This window comes from Roseibium sp. M-1 (assembly GCF_054515675.1).
In genome coordinates this window covers 1,419,014-1,439,246 of the sequence record NZ_CM137257.1, presented here as the reverse complement: position 1 = coordinate 1,439,246, position 20,233 = coordinate 1,419,014, and the positions used below count along the sequence as shown (strand labels likewise).

Below are 20,233 nucleotides of genomic sequence, written 5' to 3'. Positions count from 1 at the left end.
CACCTATGAATAGCAACGAAAGCTCTGACGTTAGGTTAATGCCGCTGGCTTTTGGACGGGCGGGTTTCAGCCGGTTTCGCTGGTCTCGGCGGCTCTGTGCAGGCGGTCGAAAAGGTCGGTCAGGAGCGACCTTTGTTCGGCCGTCAGTGCCGCTTCCAGCCGTGCCGAATAGGCAAGTGCCTGCGGGACGATGTCCGCATAGACGGCTTCACCTTCGGCGCTTAGCCGGAGCACCTGTTCACGCTGGTCGTCCGGATTGCGGACGCGCTGCACCATGTTCAACTGCTCCAGCGCCGCGACGGCTCGGCTGACCTTGGTCTTGTGCATCGACGTTGCCTGGCTGATGTCACGGGCTGTCATCGCCTCATATTCGCCGAGTGTCGCAATCACACGCCATTCGGGAATGCCGATGCCATACTTCTCGGCATAGATCTTCGAGAAAGACCGGCTGACCGTCTCCGCCAGGTGATTGAGCCGGTAGGGCAAGAAGCCGCTCAGTCGCAGGACAGGCCGTGCCGCCGATGGAGCTGCGCTTTGCCGTGCCTGGTGTTCCTTGTCCTTGGACATGTGGTCCCGCCGTCTTTTCAGTATCGTTAAGCCTGTTGAAGGGGCAGAAGAATGCTGCCGTGATCCGGCCATTTTCTGCGACTAGCAAGTATATCCAACCGAAGATCGGGCGAAACACAACCCGGTCACAGGGCAAAAATTGACAGTCGCGAAAGCAAGCATTGCGGAGAGCTTGGTCTGGTGCAGTCGAAGAGTGGCGAATTGACGGATCTATCTGTTGATAAGCAGGGAATAGTTAAGGATTTCACAGGTGAAAAATTGCGAATCAGACCCTGAAGCTGAGACGCTGCAGTCAACAGGAAAAAGCACGCAAAGAGACGTGCTGATTGGAACAGGCCGTCAGGCAGCTGGCAGGAAAGCGAGACCGCAATGGTAGAGATGACGAACGGGTCCAAAGCCGTCCCGGGAGCGAACGAACGGTTCGAGGAACTCGGCCGCGGATGCTACGCCTTCAGCGCCGATGGCTGCACCAACACGGGCGTCGTGATCGGCGAACGCGGTGTTCTGGTCGTGGACGGTCAGGCGACACCGGCGCTGGCGCAAAAGGTGCTTGAAAAGATCCGCGAGCGGACGGACAAGCCGGTCAAGTCCGTTGTGCTGACCCATTTCCATGCCGACAATTCGCTCGGCACCTCTGTGTTCGAGCCGGGCGAGGTGATTGCCTCCGACCTGACCCGCCGGATGATGGAGACCCGCGGCGCGGAAGAGATCCGCGTGGCGCGCAGCCGGGATCCGGAGCTCTTTTCCGGTCTGGCGGCAAATGCGGGTGTCGTCGCACCGACCATGACGATTGCGTCTTCCATGTCCATCGATCTTGGCGGCATCGAAGTGCGTCTGATGCATCTGGGCCGCGCCCACACCATGGGCGATCTGGTCGTCTGGGTGCCGCAGAACGGCGTGATCTTTGCCGGCGACCTGGTGCAGAAGTCTGCCATTCCCTATTGCGGCGATGCGCATCTGGCCGACTGGCCGCGGGCGCTTGACCGCATCACGGCCTTCCGGCCGACCGCGCTTGTCCCCGGCCGCGGCAAGGCTGCAATCGGCGTTCAGGCCGTGGCTGAAGCCGTGGAGACCACGCGCGACTTCGTCATCACCCTGCGCGATGCGGCTGCCGCCTGCGTCGAGCAGAGCCTTGGCCTCAAGGACACGTTCCAGACCGTGCATGACGCATTGGCTCCGCACTACGGCGCGAAAGCGGATTTTGATTTCCAGCTGCCGGTTTCCGTTGCCCGGGCCTATGACGAGGCGCTCGGTCTCGACCAGCCGCAGGTCTGGACGGAAGAGCGGATTGCCGATCTTTACGACGCTTTGACCGGAGCAACGCCTACCGCTGAGACTGTTGATGAAGAGTCGGCAGAGGAAATCGTCGAAGCTCCCGTTCTCGAAGACACCACGTCGGAATCTGCAGAGGTGATCGGGGACGCAGACACCGGCGCGTCCGAAACGCCCGACCTGGTGTCGGACAGCGAATTCGCGGCGTCTCTGGTGCTTGATGCCGCCGGCGAGGAAGACGAGGACGCACTCGATCTCTCCGCCGAGGATATTCTGGAAGACGAGGACGAAGCTTCGGCCGAGGCGAAGGATGAGGACGCAAAGTCTGAAAAGATCCTTGAGGAAGCGCGCTGACGCTTCCAGGCAAATTCAAGTCAGGGCAGGGATCGCGCGCGCCTTCGGGCGCGCGCTTTGTCTTGGGCAATGCTTGACCCGCAATGAGCGATCCCTACATGTGGGTCGTCCAGGACCCGGAGGATTCACATGCGTTTTCTGACCGCCGCCGCTGTTGGCCTTTCCCTTGCCGTCTTCGGCGCAGGCGCGGCATTCGGCGCGGAAGAGCCCGACCTGATCTTCAAGAAATCGACTGTCTGGAAATTCCTGACCCCCGACCACAAGCTTGCGACCTACGCCATCGACGATCCGATCGTCGAAGGTGTGGCCTGCCATTTCACCGTGCCGGAAAAGGGCGGTGTGTCCGGCTGGCTCGGCGTTGCTGAGGAAGTCTCCGACATTTCGCTTGCCTGCCGCCAGGTCGGCCCGGTCACCATCAAGGAGAATTTCGAGCAGGGCGAGGAAATGTTCCGCCAGCGCCGCTCCTTCATGTTCAAGAAGATGCGCATCGTGCGTGGCTGCGACGCCAAGCGCAACGTGCTGGTCTACCTGGTCTATTCCGACAAGATCATCGAAGGCAGCCCGAAGAACTCCACATCTACGGTGCCGCTGATGCCCTGGGGCGACCAGATGCCACCAAAATGCGGCGATTTCGTCAAGGATTGATGCCGGAAAGGGCTCCTGCTTGTTCTGGCCTGGCCTGAGGAAAGGCCCACGCGAACGGTTGTGACGGGTGGCCTTGGGGGCAAGCGGCCTATCCTTCGAGACAGCGCTCCGCGCTTCCTCAGGATGAGGGATGACCGTGTGAGCGCTTCAGCACGTCGATCAGCTCATCCTCATCCTGAGGAGGCCGTAAGGCCGTCTCGAAGGATGGGCCGCTTGCTCCATACAGCCACATTTTCACAAGAGGATTGCGTTCTCCCGAAGGCGATGACCTTCTTCACGTCGGGGGCATAATGCGGCCTTCCGCATCGACGATGCAGGCGATCTGGGTTTCTTTCAGGATAGGGAAGGCAACCTCGCCGGCGCCATGCGATATGACGCAGAGAATGTCGGCTGACCGGCCCGAAAGTCAGACGCATGCCGGTCGATAAGACAATGACACGTTAGGAAGATGGGTTAGGGAAAGGTGAGGGAGCGGTTACTCGGCTTCCAGCGTTTCCAGATGCCGTGCGACCGGAAGATCCGATCCGGCGCAGAAGTGCTTGTAGAGCATCGCCATGATGTCTTTGACCGGTTCGCTGGCAAGCCGGTAGTAGATAGTGGTGCCTTCGCGGCGCGTGCTCACGAGGCCCTGCGCGCGCAACAGCGCCAGTTGCTGGGAGACGGTCGGCATGCGCATGCCGGTCTTGTCGGCAAGCTCGCTGACGCAGCGTTCTTCCTCAAGCACAAGGCACATGAGCAGCAGGCGCGGCGCGGATGCCATCATCTTCAGGAAGTCCGCCGCGGATTCTGCTTTATCTTCAAGTGCCTTATAGTCCATCGGACAACCTTGCCAAACAACGGGGGAAACTGCAAGCTCTCTCACTTTGAAGGGCTCGTCCACCCCTTATTTGAGCAGGTCCGAGTTAAGAAATCCAATCTTGCCGAGGTGTGCCGGGGCTTGAAGTCTGCCGGCCACCGGCGTGCCTGGCTGTCGACAGACCCGGGCACGAGAGCGGAGCGTTTCGATCGGGCTGCTGGATGGGTGCCGGTTGGAAAGAAGGACAATGAGGTCCTGTTCGAGCGGCTGCTGGATTGGATGCCTGGCTGCGTGGGCCAGCTGGTCAGTTTTTGGGACAATCGAAACGGAACAGGCATCGGGTCTCAAGCAGCTTTCGTTGGCATCAGATCCGGCCGGCGACAGTGACGATGATGTTTCCGTTGCCGCAGCCCGTACCGGTCGTCAGGCACATGCCTTTCTGCTGCGCTTCCTGGCCAAACGCCTTGGTGCCGTCGGTGATGGCCACGATAGCGGCAAACGGGCCGCCAAGCAGCAGGCCGAGGAACAGAAGGACGAAGATGCGGTTCAACATTTTATTCTCCAGAAGGCAATCCGTTTCGATGAACTGGAGAATAGGTGCTGCCGCTTGAACCCATCCTGAGGACGGCATTCAGCTACCGTTCAGATAAGTAAACGGGTTGATTGTTTTTTGTTTTCAGATGGTTAAGCGTTCAAAGGTTTTCCGTCATCGCCGCGCGCAGGGCATCGAGCAGCACCTTGTCGCGCCCGTAGATGTCTTTTCTGAAATGAGTCGAGCCATCCTTGTTCATCCATGCGGTGAGGTAAGTGAGGTGGACTTCGACCCCGGTGGCCGGTTTGACGACGGTGCGTTCGCGGCTGTCACGGATTGCTTCCCAGTGACCCGGCGCGGCGTTGTTGTCGGCCAGGAGCACATCCGCAAGACCGAACGGATCGGAGACCCGGATGCAGCCGTGGCTGAAGGCGCGCTCCGACCTTGAGAAGAGGGATTTCGACGGCGTGTCGTGGATGTAGATGTTGAACTGGTTGGGGAACATGAACTTGATGCGGCCGAGGGCGTTGTCGTCGCCCGGGTCCTGACGCAAGCGGAAGGGGAAATTGCCGCCGGAATAGCTGTTCCAGGCAATCTGCGTCGGCGCGATCTCGCTGCCATCCTGGAAGACGCGGATGTTCTTGCCGCTGAGCGCCGCGGAATTCTGCTTCAGCTTCGGCAGATACTCCTTCGTGGCGATGGAGTAGGGCACGTTCCAGAAGGGATTGATCTCCACATATTCCAGCGTGTCGGAAAAGACGGGTGTTGCGTGATAGGGCTTGCCGACGACAACTCTCGTGGTGTGGATCGTCTTGCCATTCCGAACCACCTTCAGGTTCTGGTCGGCGAGGTTGACGAAGACGTAGAACGCGCCGAGATCGTCCGGCATCCAGCGGCGGCGCTCCATGTTGAGCTCCATCTGGATGAGTTTGTCGTTGATGGGCATGTTGAGCTGGGCGAGCGTCGCGTTGCCGATGACTCCGTCCGGATCGAGCCCGTGATATTCCTGAAAGACCTTCACGGCTTCGACAAGCGCGCCGTCATAGGTCTCGCCCGTATGCGCCTCGGCACCGGGAATGTCCTCCTCCATCAGCCGCAGCTTCAGCGTTGCGATCCGCGGATCGCTCATGCCGGGTTTCAGGACTTCTCCCTCGGGAACCGTGGTGAAACCGCCCTGGGCCGCCTTTTCCCGAAACTGGGCCAGGCGCCGCTTTAGCCGGGCATAATTATCCGACTGCGGCGCGAGGCTTTCCAGAAATGCACTGAAATCGACCGCCTGCTCGGCATTTTCGAGGAGGATCTTCGGTTCCGGCCGGTCGGGGAAGAGGTTGAGCGCCTTGTTGATCTTGTTGGGCTGGACGCGGCCGGAGGAGAGATGCGTCGCATAGCGCAGGAACTGGACCGAGAGGTCGATGTCGAAGCGGGCCCAGTCCTGTTCGCTCGCGGCTGTCTCCGACTTCTGCAGGAGCCCGAGCGGATCGTAATTGTTGGGATTGAGCGCATGATCGTTTGCAGCGGCCATGGCGGCAATGACCAGATGGGCATCTTCGGTAAGTCCGGCTTCGGTGAACCAGATGGGGGCGAAGGCGCGCTCGCCGTAATAAAGCAAGAGGCCATCGGCAAGGTCCGGTGTCATCTCGGCCTGGATGGCCTGCGCGATCGGCGTTTCGGGGTCCTTGAAGACGGGTGGCGGAACGACCTGGGTCTCGCCGGCGGCCGGTGTCTGGACCTGGGCGTTGACGGGTGTTGTGGCGAGAGCGAACGGCAGCGGCGCGGCCAGCACCAGCGCCAGAAGAATTCCCGCACTTCTATTCCGCCCGGTCCGGATGCATTCCATCGGAAATTCCCCCTCTGATTCCCAACAGGCGAAGTCTAGAGGGTTTCCTGTGAGGCGCCAACGCCACAGAGCGCGGCTTTAGGCGTTTTCACGGCAATTGCTGCCTTGACCAGGTTCCGTTTTCCGGTCCATAAAGCTCGCCATGATGACGGCCACACGGAACATCATTTCCATCACCATTATTTGCAGCTAGCGACACCGCTGGCTGTGGCCGTTCCCTCTTGGCAAAAATTCCTCTGAGACGGACCGCCCGGCCAGCCGGCCAGGAGACCGTTTGACATGAGCGCCGCTGAGACAGAGACATCCGGCACTTTCAAGGGCTTGAAGCTCACCAACACATTGACACGTCAGAAGGAAGACTTCCGGCCGATCGATGATGGCAATGTGCGTCTCTATGTCTGCGGACCGACCGTTTACGACTTTGCCCATATCGGCAACGCCCGTCCGGCAATCGTCTTCGACGTGCTCTTCCGTCTGCTGCGCCAGCTCTATGGCGCGGACCACGTCACCTATGTGCGCAACATCACCGACGTCGACGACAAGATCAACGCCCGCGCCCTGCGGGATCATCCGGATATGCCCTTGAACGATGCGATTGCGCTGGTGACGCAAAAGACCGCCGATCAGTATCACAAGGACATCAAGGCACTTGGCGTGTTGGAGCCGTCGTTCGAGCCGCGGGCAACCCAGCATATCGAGGGCATGGTGCAGATGATCGCGGCGCTGATCGACAAGGGTCATGCCTATCAGGCGGGCGGCGAGGTGCTGTTCGACACCCAGTCGATGCCGGACTATGGCGGGCTGTCCAAGCGCAAGCTGGACGAGCAGCTTGCTGGTGCCCGCATCGCGGTGGAAGCTCACAAGAAGAGCCCGGGTGACTTCGTGCTCTGGAAGCTTTCCTCGGACGACGAACCCGGTTGGGACAGCCCCTGGGGCCGCGGGCGGCCCGGCTGGCACATCGAATGCTCTGTCATGAGTGCGTTTCACCTCGGCAAGGTTTTCGACATTCACGGCGGCGGGCTGGACTTGATCTTCCCGCACCATGAAAACGAGATCGCCCAGTCGCGTTGCGCCCACGGCACCAGCGTCATGGCCAATTACTGGATGCACAACGGCTTCCTTCAGGTGGAAGGCCGCAAGATGTCCAAGTCGGAGGGCAACTTCTTCACCATCCAGGAACTCCTGGAGACGGAGAGTTTCGGCGACCGCAGGTGGCCGGGCGAGGTGCTGCGCCTTGCCATGCTGATGACCAACTACCGCGAGCCCATCGACTTCTCCCGGCGCAAGCTGGAAGAGGCGGAGAACCTGCTTGCCCGCTGGCCGGACCCGGTTGAAACCGATGCTTCACCATCGAAGGACGTCCTCGACGCGCTTCTGGACGACCTGAACACGTCCGCGGCCATCCAGGTGCTGCATGGCCTGGCCGTCGAGGCCGCCAAGGATCCGGCCAAGCTGGACGTCTATTCCGCTTCCGCGGCCCTTATGGGCGTACATCCGGTCAAGGCGGATCTTTCCGGCATCGACGAGCCGGGCATCCTGACGGCCATCGCCCGCCGCCTGGAGGCGCTCGACGCCAAGAACTGGGCCGAGGCCGACGCGATCCGCAATGACCTGACGTCTCAGGGAATCCTCCTAAAGGATTCAAAAGACTCGGCAACCGGCGAACGCGTGACGACATGGGAGGTCAAGCGGTGAGACCGTGCCCGGCGGAGAGGCTGGTTACCCCCCTCTGTCCGCTCACGCGGACATCTCCCCCGCAAGGGGGGAGAGGGGAGTATGTGGATGCGCCTTTTTGCAGTCGCAACGCGAGGCAGCTGCGGCGCTCTCAGCTGAATTCCGCCCGATTGGCTGCAACGGAAGCTGGTGAGCCAGACCGCGCCACCTGCACCATTCTCCCCCCTTGCGGGGGAGATGTCCCCGCAGGGGACAGAGGGGGGGTATGCAGCCTTCCCGTCATATGCAGAGTATCGGTTCCGGAAAGGAGCGCGATTTATGCCACATCAGACGGTATCTAAACGACTGAGGTCAAACGCCAAGCGCCTGCGCTCCGGCATGACCGCGCCGGAGAAAAAACACTGGCAAGTTATCCGCGCACACAGACTGGAAGGTATTTCCTTCCGTCGGCAGATGCCAATTGAAGGATACATCGTCGATTTCGCGGCGCCAGAACATCGGTTGGTCGTCGAACTGGACGGCTCGCAACACGGCGAGGCACCGGGTCTCGCAATGGACCATGAGCGAGACAGATTTCTGAAGTCTCAGGGCTGGACCGTCCTGCGCGTCTGGAATTCGGCGATCCAGGAAGACCTCGATGTGGTCTGCCGACAAATCCTGGACGCTTGCGGCAGGGAGCAGTGCTGATGAGCGACAAGGCGCAACTTCTCACAGGTGGCTGCCAGTGCGGGGCCGTGAGGTATCGGGTGCGTGGAAAAGCGCTCTACCCGCATCTGTGCCATTGCCGCATGTGCCAGAAGGCGTCTGGAAATTTCTTTCTGCCGCTCTTCGGGGCAGCAAGGTCCGAGTTCGAGTGGACCCGAGGCGAGCCGAACTGGTTCCATTCTTCCGAACCCGTCCGCCGGGGTTTCTGCAGCCAATGCGGAACGCCGTTGGCATTCGACACCGTCGGAAGCGACCATATCGCGATCACTCATGGAAGCCTCGACGATGTGGCGGCGGTGACGCCGGTCGAGCAATCCGGGGTCGAGGGGCGTGTGCCGTTCTTCGCCGGGCTGTTCGGGCTTTCAGAAACACGGTCCAACCGGGATGATCTGCCCGGCGGTATCGATGATGTCGCGTCAACCAACCGCCAGCATCCGGATCACGAGACGGATCATTGGCCGGCGAATGACAGGTGAGGGACGCATGAGTGCGAATGTCATTCATACCGGCGGCTGCCAGTGCGGTGCAGTGCGGTTTCGGGTCGAGGGATCTCTAGGTGAAGCCTCGATCTGTCATTGCCGCATGTGCCAGAAGGCCTTTGGCAGCTTCTATGCACCGCTCGTCAGCGTGCCCGATGCCGCCAGGCTCACCTGGACACGCGGACGGCTGAAGCATTTCCAGAGTTCGAACCATGCCGCGCGCGGCTTTTGTGCCGACTGCGGCACGCCGCTGACCTATGAGGCGCCGGACGGGATTGCGCTGGCGATCGGCGCTTTCGACGATCCAAAGATTGCCCCGCCAGGCATCCAGTTCGGCGTCGAGGCAAAGCTGCCCTATACGGACCGGATGGCGGCAATTCCAGAACGGGTGACCGAGGACGACATGGAGGCGGCGCCTTTCCTGGCGACGCTCGTGTCATTCCAGCACCCGGACCACGACACGGACACATGGCCGCCGGTCCAGCCCGGCGCAAAAGACACATGACAAACGTGGCCTGAGGGCGACGCAGGATACGCACATGACCAAGGAACGTCTTTACCTCTTCGACACGACCCTGCGCGACGGCGCCCAGACCAGCGGGGTCGACTTCTCGATGAACGAGAAGATTGTCGTTGCCGAATTGCTGGAACGGCTTGGCGTCGATTATGTCGAGGGCGGCTATCCGGGTGCAAATCCGACAGACACGGGCTTCTTCCGCGAGAAACGCACGCAAAAGGCGACCTTTACCGCCTTCGGCATGACCAAGCGGGCGGGACGATCGGCCGCCAACGACCCGGGTCTGCAGGAGGTGCTGGCGTCAAGCGCCGATGCTTGCTGCTTCGTCGCCAAGGCCTGGGACTACCATGTGCGCGTCGCACTCGGCTGCAGCAACGAGGAAAACCTGGATTCGATCTACGAGACGGTCACCGCCGCCATTGCCGCCGGCAAGGAGGCGATGATCGATTGCGAGCATTTCTTTGACGGCTTCAAGGCCAATCCTGACTATGCGCTCGATTGCGCCCGCACGGCCTATCACGCCGGCGCCCGCTGGATCGTGCTGTGCGACACCAATGGCGGCACGCTGCCCGACGAAATCTACGACATCGTCAGCAAGGTTCAGGACGTGGTGCCTGGCACGCATCTGGGTATCCACACCCATGACGACACCGGTCACGCGGTCGCCAATTCCCTGGCCGCGGTCGATGCAGGTGTGCGTCAGATCCAGGGCACGCTGAACGGTCTTGGCGAGCGCTGCGGCAATGCCAACCTGATCACCCTGATCCCGACACTGAAGCTGAAAGCCGCCTTTGCCGACCGCTTCGAAATCGGCGTCGGCGATGCGCAGCTGCGGAACATCACCGCAATCTCCCATGCCTTTGACGAGATCCTCAATCGCTCGCCGGACCGGCAGGCTCCCTATGTGGGCGAGACCGCCTTTGCCACCAAGGCCGGTATCCATGCCTCGGCGATCCTGAAGGATCCGCAGACCTATGAGCATGTAACCCCGGAAAGCGTCGGCAACCAGCGCCGCGTTCTGGTCTCGGACCAGGCAGGCAAGAGCAATCTTCTGGGCGAACTTGCCCGGGTCGGGATCGAAGTCGACAAGGCGGATCCGCGTCTCGACCGGTTGCTGGCCAAGGTCAAGGAACGCGAGGCGGAGGGCTATGCCTATGAAGCCGCCGATGCCTCTTTCGAACTTCTGGCCCGGCGGGAACTCGGCGAAGTGCCGCGTTTCTTTGTCGTCGATTCCTTCAGGGTCATGGTCGAGCGGCGGTTCAATGCCATCGGCGATCTCGTCACCGTGTCGGAAGCCGTGGTGAAGGTGGATGTCGACGGCGAGACCCGCATGTCGGTTGCCGAGGGCAACGGCCCGGTCAACGCGCTCGACATGGCGCTCCGGAAGGATCTCGGCAAATACCAGTCCGCTATCGAGGGACTGGAACTGATTGACTATAAGGTCCGTATCCTCAATGGTGGTACCGGCGCGGTCACCCGCGTTTTGATCGAGAGCCACGACACGGTCACTCACCGGCGCTGGTTCACGATCGGGGTTTCCTCCAATATCGTCGATGCCTCGTTCCAGGCCCTGGTCGACTCCATCACATTTGCGCTCATGAAAGCCAACGCGGCCTGACAAGGTCCGTGACTCAATTGAGCTCCAGAAAGGCAATACCATGTCGCAGACGGCGCCGACCGCCGAGGCGAATGCCGAACTACGCCAAGGCCTTCTTTTCGGCCTGGCGGCCTATGGCATGTGGGGCTTCTTCCCAGCCTATTACAAACTGACCGACACGGTACCGGCGGACATCGTGGTCTCGCACCGGATCCTGTGGTCGGTGCTCTTTGTCGGACTGTTTCTGTATTTGCGGGGCCGCTGGGGCGAGGTGCGCGAGGTCTTCCGTCAGCCGACGGTGCTGATGGGGCTGACGGCATCCGCCTGCTTCATTGCGGTCAACTGGCTGGTTTTCGTCTGGGCGATCGCCAACAACCAGGTGCTCGACATCTCGCTCGGTTACTTCATCAACCCGCTGGTGAGCATCGTTGTCGGCCTGGTCGTCCTGCATGAAAGGCTGACCATCGGGCAGGGGATCGCGGTTGCAATTGCGGCGCTGGCGGTGATGCTTCAGGCAGTGCTTGCGGGCGGTCTCCCCTGGGTCTCGCTGGTGCTGGCGTTTTCCTTTGCCGGCTACGGCTACGTGCGCAAGGTCACGCCGGTCAAGGCGACGCCCGGCCTGTTCGTCGAAACGCTGCTGCTGTTTCCTGTCGCCGTCGGTTATGTGCTCCTGAACCTCACCTGGGGCATCGATGCCCTGGTACTGAACGATCTGCCCGTGCTGCTGGCGCTTGCCGGGACCGGCATCGTGACGGCACTGCCGCTGATCTGTTTTTCGTCCGCCGCGCGCCGCCTGCCGCTCTTCATGCTCGGGCTGATGCAGTATCTCGCCCCGTCCATGCATTTCCTGATGGCGGTCTATCTCTGGGGTGAGCCACTGGATCAGACCAAGCTGTTGGCCTTTGCGATGATCTGGGGGGCACTGGTGGTCTTCAGCTATGACAGCTGGCGCCGTTACCGGAGGCCAGCCTGATGGAAATGGGCTGGCTGATTGAAATAGGCGGGTTGGGCCGAGACGGGCAGATCAGCCCGCTGCCACCAACTGGCCCCGGCCGCTGCGCTTGGCCGCATAAAGCCGGTGATCAGCCACCTTGAAGGCGTCACCGATCTTGCCGGCCTCGATCGAGGCGACGCCAATGCTCGTCCTCATGAGGTGTTCGTCACCGTCATGACGGACAGGTGAAGTCTGAATCGTTTCGAGGAGGGTCTGGAGGCCACTCACGACCTCCTCCTGGCTCTTGTTGCAGAAGACGATACAGAACTCGTCACCGCCCAGGCGCGCGACGATGTCGTCGGACTTGGCAAGCTTGGTGAGGTGGCGGGCGAAACTGGTCAGCACGGCGTCGCCGAAATCATGACCGAGCGAATCGTTGATGGCCTTGAAGGAATCGAGATCAAGCAGCGCCAGCCAGTGCGAACGCCCTTCGGTGACCGGCCAGGAGCTGATGGATTTGATCGCCTTGTCGAACAGGTAACGGCGGTTGTAGAGGCTTGTCAGCACATCTCGCATCGCCATGTTGTTCAGTTCCGCGATGCGGTAGATGTAGTCGAGGTTCTGCGACACCCTCAGCAGCAGCTCTTCCGGCGAGCAGTTCTTGTCGACGAAATCCGCGGCACCGTATTTCAGAAAGCGCACCCGGTTCTCCGGATTGGCGTAGGACGACATGCCGATGACGCCGACCTTTTCCGAGTCATGTACGCGCCGCACCGCTTTCAGGAAGGCGAAGCCGTCTTTTTCCGGCATGAAATAGTCCGCCAGGACGAGCTTGATGTCCTTGTGGTCCTTCAGCATCTGAAGTGCCTCGTCGGTCGAGCCTGCCTGATAGACCTTGTAGAGATGCTTGGCGACGATCCGCGAGATTAAGTCCCGTTCAACGCCTGAATCGTCCAAAATCAGAATGCCGATCTTTGGGTTCTGGGCGAGCTTGCGGATGAGGTCGGCGACATAGTTGAGGCTGCCCGGGGAATCCTTCAGCACATAGTCAATCACCCCTTTTGCCAGCATCTTGCCGCGAGTCTTGGGATCGAAGCGGCTGGTGAAGACGATGGTCGGGATGTTCCACTTCTCGCACAGATCGACGATCTCGCCATCGGGCGCATCGGGAAGGGTCAGGTCGACAAGGGCAAGGTCGGGTTCGCCGATGGGCAGGTTGAGGCAGTTCTCCGCTTCTTCATAGCTGCGCGCGACCATGATCTGGTGACGGCCGACTTCATGCAGTTTCTTGACGATCGCCTTTTCGAAAAATGCAGCGTCTTCAACCAGAAGGGTAGTTTGCATCGAGTTGCCTGTTCCCGCAGCTTTTGGCCCGACCGTACTATCCAATTCCAGTGACTTCAAATTGATTAAAGCCAAATCGGCAAAGTCACCGGACCTGCGGGATCAATCGCTCCGAGCTGCGGAGCTTCAGAGATCGGATACTGACGCATATTCCTCAGAGGAAGGCAGCGGCTCACCGGAAACTGCCCGGCGCAACAGCGGCAGGATGTCTTCCACCTTGCGGGCGACGAGGTAGGGAACTTCGGTGTCGGGCCGGATGTAGCCCTGGGCGCGCATGTGGTCGAGAAGTTCCAGCAAGGGCGACCAGAAGCCGTTTATATTGGCAAGCACCACCGGTTTGCGGTGCTGGCCGAGCTGGGCCCAGGTCATCATCTCGACAGCTTCCTCGAGCGTGCCGATGCCGCCCGGCAGCGCAATGAAGGCATCGGATTTCTGGAACATGAGATGCTTGCGCTCGTGCATGTCCTCGGTGATCACGAGGTCCTGAAGCGTCTCCAGCATCACCTCGCGCTTTTCCAGGAAGCGCGGAATGATTCCCGTGACCTTGCCACCCGATTCGAGAGCCGAGTTTGCGACCGTCCCCATGAGGCCGACCGAGCCGCCGCCATAGACAAGGCGCAGGCCGTCCTCGGCGATGAGCTGGCCTAATCGCGTTGCTGCGGCCTCGTGTGCGGGGTCCGAGCCAAAGCTGGAGCCGCAATAAACACAGACGCTTGTAAGCTGATTTTGAGAAACCGTATTCATGACGCAAAGATGTGGCATTCAGATCGGCGCAAGGTCAAGCATTCTGTTTGAAGGGCCTTGGTTCCGAAGCAGGTTTTCTTGCCGCGCCTGGAAAAGACGGCTATGCATGGGGCCAACGCATGAAAGCTGGCGGTAGAAAAAGGACCGGAAAGGTCCGCAAGCCGGCTAAGGGATAGAGCGCCTCTGGCAGAGGGTGCGAACAGGGGACGGATTTGGAGAGCGCCGGTTCGCCTGGCAGCTTTCCCGGCAGGACACACATGAATAACAAGACACTCATCTGGACATTGATCGTGGCCGTGCCCGTGGGACTGGCCGCCCTGATAACCGGTTACATCTACCGCGATACCGGCAGGTTGCCCTTCCAGGAAGCTCCGGCAACGGCCGTGGCGCCAGCAGCGTCCGGTGAAGCGGCACAGTCTCAATCTACCGCCGAAGCACCGGTCTCCAACAAGGACCAGACAGCCGACGCCGCTCCGGCAGCTCCTTCTGCTGACAGGTTCAGCGCCACCTTTGACGTGGTCGGCGTCGAACCGACGGGTGAAACAGTCGTCGCCGGCCGGTCGGAAGCCGGCGCAATCGTTGCCCTGACCGCAAACGGCAAGGTGATCGGCAAGAGCATTGCCAACGAGGCAGGCGAATGGACCATCATCCTGGACGAGCCGCTGAAGCCGGGTGACTATGATGTCGGCCTGGAAGTGCATGACGAAAACGGCGCGCCGATCGCGACCTCCGAGCAGCATGTTGCCGTCTCCCTGCCGGAAGGCGGCAAAGAACAGCCGCTCATTGTCCTGAACACGCCGGAAGGCCCGTCCGACATTCTGCAGAAACCGGCCGGCGTCCAGCAGGTCGCGGAGGCAGCTCAGGCGGCACCTGCAGACGCACCAAATCAGGCAGCTTCGTCGAAAGCACCTGCTCCTGAAACGACGGTTGCTGCGACCGCAGAAGCGCCAGCTGCGGATACCGCCGCACCGGCGGCGACCGGCGAACAGCAGGTGGCAAGCGCGCCTCCCGCGGAAGCGGCCTCCAACGAGGAAACGGCAGCAGTCTCCGGCGAGCAGGCAGCAGCCACGACTGCATCCGGCCAGACGGACGCGCCTGCAGCGGAGGCCTCTTCGTCCACAGCCGCGCCTGTCGTGAACGCCGAAGCCCCGGCTGCCGCACAGCAACCGTCCGAAACCGCGACAGCAGAGGGGCCGGCTGACCAGTCCGCTACCGGGACACAGACCGCCGCTGACCAATCTCAGCCGTCGGCCGCGCCGGCTTCCACGGCGGAAACCGGAACCGAAACAGCGCTTAAGACCGATGCACCGGCTGAAAATCCGGCTACGGCCCAGTCCGAGGCCGCAGCCGCAGCAACGGCAGCTGAAGGACAGGAAAGTCCTGCAACGGCTGCTCCGGTGGTGACCGCAGAAGCTTCCTCTGCCACCCCGGCAACACAAGCACCGGCCGCCACGCAGGAAGCAGCTGCGCAGACTGCGTCGCGGGCCGCACCCGCAGCGCCGTCCGTTACGGTTGAAGCGGTGGAATCCGAGCAGGACAAGGTCTATGTGGCCGGCACCGGTGCACCGGGTTCCTCCGTCCGGGTCTATGTCGGTGACGAATTTCAGGGGGAAGCCAAGGTTGATGCCGGTGGCAAATGGCTGGTTCAGGGCAGCAAGAACATCGCCGAAGGCAATGTCGAAGTCCGTGCCGACCTGATCGGCAGCGACGGCAACGCTGTCGATGCCCGTGCCGCCGTCACCTTCGAGAAGGAACAGGACAAGCAGATCGTTCTGACCAAGGTGGTGGCAACAGGTGAAGGTGCAGGTGCGGAAGGCCAGGGCGCTGAGGTCAACAAGGCGCTGCCCGTTGTCATCATCCGCAAGGGCGACAATCTCTGGCGCATTTCGCGCCGCCTTTATGGTCACGGTGTTCGCTTTACCACCATCTACCAGGCCAACCAGGACCAGATCCGCAATCCGGACCTGATCTATCCGGGCCAGGTCTTCCTGACGCCGGAAGGCGATCTGAACTGGAAGCCGCTGCCGGAAAACAACGGCTGAGCCGGGTCTTTTCAGGAAAAAAGAGCGAGAGCGGGGGCCGAGGAAGTCCCCGCTCTTTTTCGTTCTGCCCTTGTTTTTGAGCTGATTCATCGCATATCAACGATGAAACAAACGAATGTGAACGAGGAACCGCCCGATGAACGGGACGGAAGAGCCGTCGATAACGGCCTGCACGGCAACCGGGGACTGCCTTGAAGCTTGCGAGGAACTGGCCGCGATCTTTCGCGCGCTTGGCCATCCTGCAAGGCTGGCGATCGTCAAGAAGCTTGCGCTCAAGAAACAGGCCTGTTGTGGAGAAATCGTCAATCATCTGCCGCTGGCGCAATCCACCGTCTCGCAGCACCTGCAGGTGCTGAAGGATGCCGGTCTGCTCACCTGCGATACCCGTGGCCGGAACTGCCACTACGAGCTGAACTGGGAGATGATTGCCCGGGCGGAGCGCAGTTCGCAGGATTTCTGGGCGCGACTCGACATTGTGCGCCCGTCAGGGCCCGCGGACGTATTCCTCCCTTCCGAAAAAGACTAACCAGATGGCCGCACCGCGGTCAGGAGATACTTTGTGACAGATCAGACAGCGACCCCGCCGCACAAGCCTTCGGCCGCGGCTACCGGCAGCCAGTCGCCCAGACCGCAGACCCGCAAGCAGGTCAGCGCGGATGAAGGCAATACGCTGACGACGCTGGCCAACCTGTGGCCCTATATCTGGCCCTCCGAGCGACCGGACCTGAAGCAGCGGGTGCTTCTGGCTATCTTCACGCTTGTTATCGCCAAGATCGTGACCGTCCTGTCACCTTATTTCTTTGCCTGGGCAACCGACGCGCTGACCGGGGAGGGCTCAGGTCTGCCTGCCTTCCTTGTAGCCCCAATCATGCTGGTGCTTGCCTATAACGCGGCCCGCGTTCTTGCCGTCGGCTTCAACCAGATCCGCGATGCACTCTTTGCCCGCGTCGGCCAGCATGCGGTCAGGCAACTGGCGATCATGACCTTCCGCCACCTGCACCAGCTGTCGTTGCGCTTTCATCTCGCTCGGCGCACTGGCGGGCTCAGCCGGGTGATCGAACGCGGGGTGAAGGGGATCGAGGCGATTGTCCGCTTCACCATCCTCAACGGCATTCCGACCGTCCTGGAATTCGCCATCATGGCGGCGGTGATCTGGTACCAGTTCGGTTTCCTGTACGTCGTTATCGTTGCCGTGATGATCGTTGCCTATGTGTGGTTCACCATCAAGACGTCCAACTGGCGCATCGGCATCCGCCGCGAAATGAACGACAGCGACACGGACGCCAATTCCAAGGCGATCGACAGCCTGCTCAATTTCGAGACCGTCAAGTATTTCGGCAACGAGGCGATGGAAGCCGAGCGCTTCGACGTTTCGATGGAAAAATACGAAAGGGCGGCCACCAAGACCTGGACGTCGCTTGCCTGGCTCAACTTCGGCCAGTCGGTGATCCTCGGGATCGGCATGGCCGCCTGCATGGGGCTCTCCGCCAAGGCTGTGATGGCGGGTGAGCAGAATATTGGCGACTTCGTGCTGATCAACGCGCTGTTGATGCAGATCTCCATTCCGCTCAACTTCATCGGCTTTCTCTACCGGGAAATCCGGCAGGGCCTGGCGGACATCGAATCCATGTTCGACCTTCTGGGCGTTCCGGCCGAGATCGAGGACAAGCCTGATGCCGCACCGCTGAAGGCGGTGGAAGGCCGGATTGTCTTCCGGGATGTGCATTTCCACTACGATCCGGACCGGCCGATCCTGAAGGGGATCGACTTCGAAGTGCCGGCCGGCAAGACGGTTGCCATCGTCGGTCCGTCCGGGGCCGGAAAGTCGACGATCTCGCGGCTGCTCTTCCGCTTCTACGACGTCACCGGCGGAGCGGTAGAGATCGACGGTCAGGACGTGCGCGACGTCACCCAGAAAAGCGTGCGCCACGCCATCGGCATGGTTCCCCAGGACACGGTGCTCTTCAACGACACCATTGCCTACAACATCCGCTACGGCCGGCCGGGGGCAAGCGACGAGGAAGTCCGGGAAGCCGCCCGGATGGCGCAGATCCACGGCTTCATCGAAAAGCTGCCGCAGGGTTACAAGGCGGAAGTCGGAGAGCGCGGCCTCAAGCTTTCGGGCGGCGAGAAACAGCGCGTCGCCATTGCCCGCACAATCCTGAAGGCGCCACCAATCCTCATCCTGGACGAAGCGACCTCGGCGCTCGACACCCATACGGAACGGGAGATCCAATCGGCGCTGGACGAAGTCTCGCAGAACCGGACGACGCTGGTGATCGCTCACCGCCTTTCGACCGTGGTCAACGCGGACCAGATCATCGTTCTGGAGGCCGGCGAAATCGCGGAACGCGGCACCCATCCGGAACTGCTCGCCAAGGATGGCCTCTATGCCTCCATGTGGGCGCGCCAGCGCGAAGCGGACGAGGCGGAAGAAAGACTGCGGGCCGCACGCGAGAACGACGATCTCGGTATCGTCATGCGCGGCCAGTCTGCGGATTTCGTGCCGGTGAAGTAGGGGACTTTGTCTTGACTGTTTGACTTCATACAGCCAGCTCACTCAGAGCCAACATTTGTATCCGAGGGATGTCTTGCCGCCTATTGCCATCCCCGACGCAGCGTAGCGGAGATCGGGGACCCAGGACTTCTGGGTGGTAGCGATTTTAGCTATGCGACTGGCTATGCGGAATCCTGGGTCTCCGCTGGAGTTTATGCCCGCAAAAGCGGGTGCGGAGATGATAGGGAGTGAGTGGGGCGCTTACCGCGGAAAGTGGCAGTTTTGCGGTCTTATCCTGCAGAAAATTTTTCAGTTAATTTCCATCTAAGATCAAACAAAGAAAATGCGCGGCTCTCAGGCCGCGCGATTTTTTTCATGGACGAATGTGGTGGTGCCCCTGTCATTGGCGATTTCAATGCCGCTCATCGGCCGCGTATCCGGAATGGCCCGTGAGGTTCCGTGGCGGACCATCAGGGTGTGGATGGCTCTGGCGAGGCGCCGCAGTTCCTGATGGCGGGCGGCGCGGGCGCGGGCTTCAAACATATCTCCTGTATGCAACATGATGCTCTCCTTCGGTTTGGATGAGCCTTTGTCTCATATTGCGGTCAGTCGAAGAATGAGGCTAAAATCGAAATAATACTTCGAAAGTTTGGAATAATGAGACTGGAAGATCTGCAGTTCTTCGTTCGCATCGCCGAGCTCGGCAGCATGGCCGCTGCAGGCCGCGAGGTCGGATTGTCGCCTTCGGCTGCCAGTACACGGCTGACCGGGCTGGAAAAGGCCTTCGGCGCACAGCTTTTCGCCCGTACGACACGCCGGACTTCGCTGACGGAAGCAGGGCGTGTGCTGCTGCAACATGCCCGCACGGCGGTGGAGGAAATCGAGCAGGCGAGATCGATACTGGAAGCTGCGACTGAAGCGCCGCGCGGATCACTTCGGTTTTCCTGCAACACTTTTTTCGGCCGAAAGCACATCCTTCCCTATCTGGTGGAGTTCCGGCAGCTTTATCCGGATATCCAGTTGGAAATGGACATGTCAGACAGGATCGTAGATCTGGTCGGTGAAGGCTATGACATGGCCTTCCGCACGGCGCCTCTTGCAGACAGTTCACTTCTGGCCCGCAGGCTCGGCGGCAATCCACGAGTATTGTGTGCATCGCCCGGTTACATCGCCCGAAAGGGTGCGCCGCAGACGCCGGAAGATCTGGCCAATCATGATTTCATCGCCATGGGATCCATGCCGTTCTGGTATTTCGAAGGACCGGAGGGGGAAATTGCCTTCGAGGTCCAGAAGCCGGTGATCAAGGGCGACAATGGCGACCTGACCTATGATGGCGCGCTGCATGGGCTCGGCCTCAGCCTGAAATCTCTCGCCCATGTCTGGGAAGACCTGCGCGACGGCCGCCTAATCGCCGTCATGGAGGATTACAAGGTCGCGCGGACCGGGGCGATCTGGGCAGTCTATCCGCCAAGCCAGTTCGTCCCGCCCAAGGTGACGGCCTTTGTTGATTTCCTGATTTCGAAATACGGCCGCCCTCCCTATTGGGAAACGGACTACCGGACAGCGAAAAAGCCCTGAAAGCCGTTCCGATAGCTGATGGATTCGTGAAAAAGCAGGTTCTCATCAGCCCGAAAAGCCACTAGAAGCGGGAAAGAAGAACAAGCGCAACGGGTGCGTTCCCTTTCGAAGGTTTCAGA

Annotated in this window: 19 protein-coding genes; 12 read left to right on the top strand and 7 right to left on the bottom strand. The window is 60.8% G+C overall.

The features are described 5' to 3' along the window. Positions 1–66: 66 nt before the first annotated feature. Complete coding sequence (locus tag ACX3M4_RS06585) at positions 67–567, bottom strand: MarR family winged helix-turn-helix transcriptional regulator (RefSeq protein WP_459357788.1); 501 nt, start codon at positions 565–567, stop codon at positions 67–69. A 369-nt stretch (positions 568–936) separates the two neighbouring features. Between ACX3M4_RS06585 and ACX3M4_RS06580 the strand changes: the two genes are divergently transcribed. Together ACX3M4_RS06580 and ACX3M4_RS06575 are read left to right on the top strand one after the other, a co-directional pair. After that, on the top strand, positions 937–2,193 hold the full coding sequence (locus tag ACX3M4_RS06580; protein ID WP_459357787.1) for an MBL fold metallo-hydrolase: 1,257 nt from the start codon (positions 937–939) through the stop codon (positions 2,191–2,193). Between the two features lie 129 nt (positions 2,194–2,322). After that, a complete protein-coding gene (locus ACX3M4_RS06575; RefSeq protein ID WP_459357786.1) occupies positions 2,323–2,838 on the top strand; it encodes a CreA family protein in 516 nt (171 codons plus the stop codon). Between the two features lie 475 nt (positions 2,839–3,313). Here ACX3M4_RS06575 and ACX3M4_RS06570 read toward each other — a convergent pair whose 3' ends face one another. The 3 genes from ACX3M4_RS06570 to ACX3M4_RS06560 form a co-directional block, all read right to left on the bottom strand. Further along, positions 3,314–3,655 (bottom strand): ArsR/SmtB family transcription factor, encoded by a 342-nt coding sequence (locus ACX3M4_RS06570; RefSeq protein WP_459357785.1) that lies wholly within the window; start codon positions 3,653–3,655, stop codon positions 3,314–3,316. Between the two features lie 343 nt (positions 3,656–3,998). Further along, entirely contained in the window at positions 3,999–4,187 is a 189-nt protein-coding gene (locus tag ACX3M4_RS06565) for a sugar transporter (protein WP_459357784.1), read from the bottom strand. A gap of 139 nt (positions 4,188–4,326) precedes the next feature. Beyond that, positions 4,327–6,003 (bottom strand): L,D-transpeptidase family protein, encoded by a 1,677-nt coding sequence (locus ACX3M4_RS06560; protein WP_459357783.1) that lies wholly within the window; start codon positions 6,001–6,003, stop codon positions 4,327–4,329. 279 nt (positions 6,004–6,282) lie between these two features. On the opposite strand from ACX3M4_RS06560, the gene cysS reads away from it, so the two are divergent. The 6 genes from cysS to rarD all read left to right on the top strand — a co-directional run bounded on the left by cysS (position 6,283) and on the right by rarD (position 11,948). Next, positions 6,283–7,698 (top strand): cysteine--tRNA ligase, encoded by a 1,416-nt coding sequence (gene cysS / locus ACX3M4_RS06555; protein ID WP_459357782.1) that lies wholly within the window; start codon positions 6,283–6,285, stop codon positions 7,696–7,698. A gap of 297 nt (positions 7,699–7,995) precedes the next feature. Beyond that, positions 7,996–8,364 carry an endonuclease domain-containing protein gene (locus tag ACX3M4_RS06550; RefSeq protein ID WP_459357781.1) on the top strand — a complete coding sequence of 123 codons (369 nt, stop codon included), beginning with the start codon at positions 7,996–7,998 and terminating at the stop codon, positions 8,362–8,364. Further along, the gene (locus tag ACX3M4_RS06545; RefSeq protein ID WP_459357780.1) at positions 8,364–8,858 is read left to right on the top strand and encodes a GFA family protein; all 495 of its coding nucleotides are present in this window, start codon (positions 8,364–8,366) and stop codon (positions 8,856–8,858) included. Before ACX3M4_RS06550 ends, ACX3M4_RS06545 begins: the two co-directional genes overlap by 1 nt. A 7-nt stretch (positions 8,859–8,865) precedes the next feature. Continuing rightward, a complete protein-coding gene (locus ACX3M4_RS06540; RefSeq protein WP_459357779.1) occupies positions 8,866–9,366 on the top strand; it encodes a GFA family protein in 501 nt (166 codons plus the stop codon). Between the two features lie 34 nt (positions 9,367–9,400). After that, positions 9,401–10,996 carry a citramalate synthase gene (cimA, locus tag ACX3M4_RS06535; protein WP_459357778.1) on the top strand — a complete coding sequence of 532 codons (1,596 nt, stop codon included), beginning with the start codon at positions 9,401–9,403 and terminating at the stop codon, positions 10,994–10,996. Between the two features lie 40 nt (positions 10,997–11,036). Beyond that, on the top strand, positions 11,037–11,948 hold the full coding sequence (rarD, locus tag ACX3M4_RS06530) for an EamA family transporter RarD (protein WP_459357777.1): 912 nt from the start codon (positions 11,037–11,039) through the stop codon (positions 11,946–11,948). Positions 11,949–11,999: 51 nt separating this feature from the next. Here rarD and ACX3M4_RS06525 read toward each other — a convergent pair whose 3' ends face one another. After that, complete coding sequence (locus ACX3M4_RS06525) at positions 12,000–13,253, bottom strand: GGDEF domain-containing response regulator (protein WP_459357776.1); 1,254 nt, start codon at positions 13,251–13,253, stop codon at positions 12,000–12,002. A gap of 126 nt (positions 13,254–13,379) precedes the next feature. Then, the gene (locus ACX3M4_RS06520) at positions 13,380–14,015 is read right to left on the bottom strand and encodes an LOG family protein (protein ID WP_459357775.1); all 636 of its coding nucleotides are present in this window, start codon (positions 14,013–14,015) and stop codon (positions 13,380–13,382) included. Positions 14,016–14,254: 239 nt separating this feature from the next. Here ACX3M4_RS06520 and ACX3M4_RS06515 point away from each other — a divergent pair, with 239 nt between their 5' ends. The 3 genes from ACX3M4_RS06515 to ACX3M4_RS06505 all read left to right on the top strand — a co-directional run bounded on the left by ACX3M4_RS06515 (position 14,255) and on the right by ACX3M4_RS06505 (position 18,557). Next, entirely contained in the window at positions 14,255–16,039 is a 1,785-nt protein-coding gene (locus tag ACX3M4_RS06515; RefSeq protein ID WP_459357774.1) for a LysM peptidoglycan-binding domain-containing protein, read from the top strand. 136 nt (positions 16,040–16,175) lie between these two features. Next, a complete protein-coding gene (locus ACX3M4_RS06510) occupies positions 16,176–16,565 on the top strand; it encodes an ArsR/SmtB family transcription factor (protein WP_459357773.1) in 390 nt (129 codons plus the stop codon). 144 nt (positions 16,566–16,709) lie between these two features. Beyond that, the gene (locus tag ACX3M4_RS06505) at positions 16,710–18,557 is read left to right on the top strand and encodes an ABCB family ABC transporter ATP-binding protein/permease (RefSeq protein WP_459359381.1); all 1,848 of its coding nucleotides are present in this window, start codon (positions 16,710–16,712) and stop codon (positions 18,555–18,557) included. A 333-nt stretch (positions 18,558–18,890) separates the two neighbouring features. Here ACX3M4_RS06505 and ACX3M4_RS06500 read toward each other — a convergent pair whose 3' ends face one another. Then, positions 18,891–19,097: a hypothetical protein gene (locus tag ACX3M4_RS06500; protein WP_459357772.1), complete on the bottom strand. Its 207-nt coding sequence runs from the start codon at positions 19,095–19,097 to the stop codon at positions 18,891–18,893. Positions 19,098–19,193: 96 nt separating this feature from the next. Between ACX3M4_RS06500 and ACX3M4_RS06495 the strand changes: the two genes are divergently transcribed. Further along, entirely contained in the window at positions 19,194–20,114 is a 921-nt protein-coding gene (locus ACX3M4_RS06495; RefSeq protein WP_459357771.1) for a LysR family transcriptional regulator, read from the top strand. The last annotated feature ends 119 nt before the right edge of the window (positions 20,115–20,233 follow it).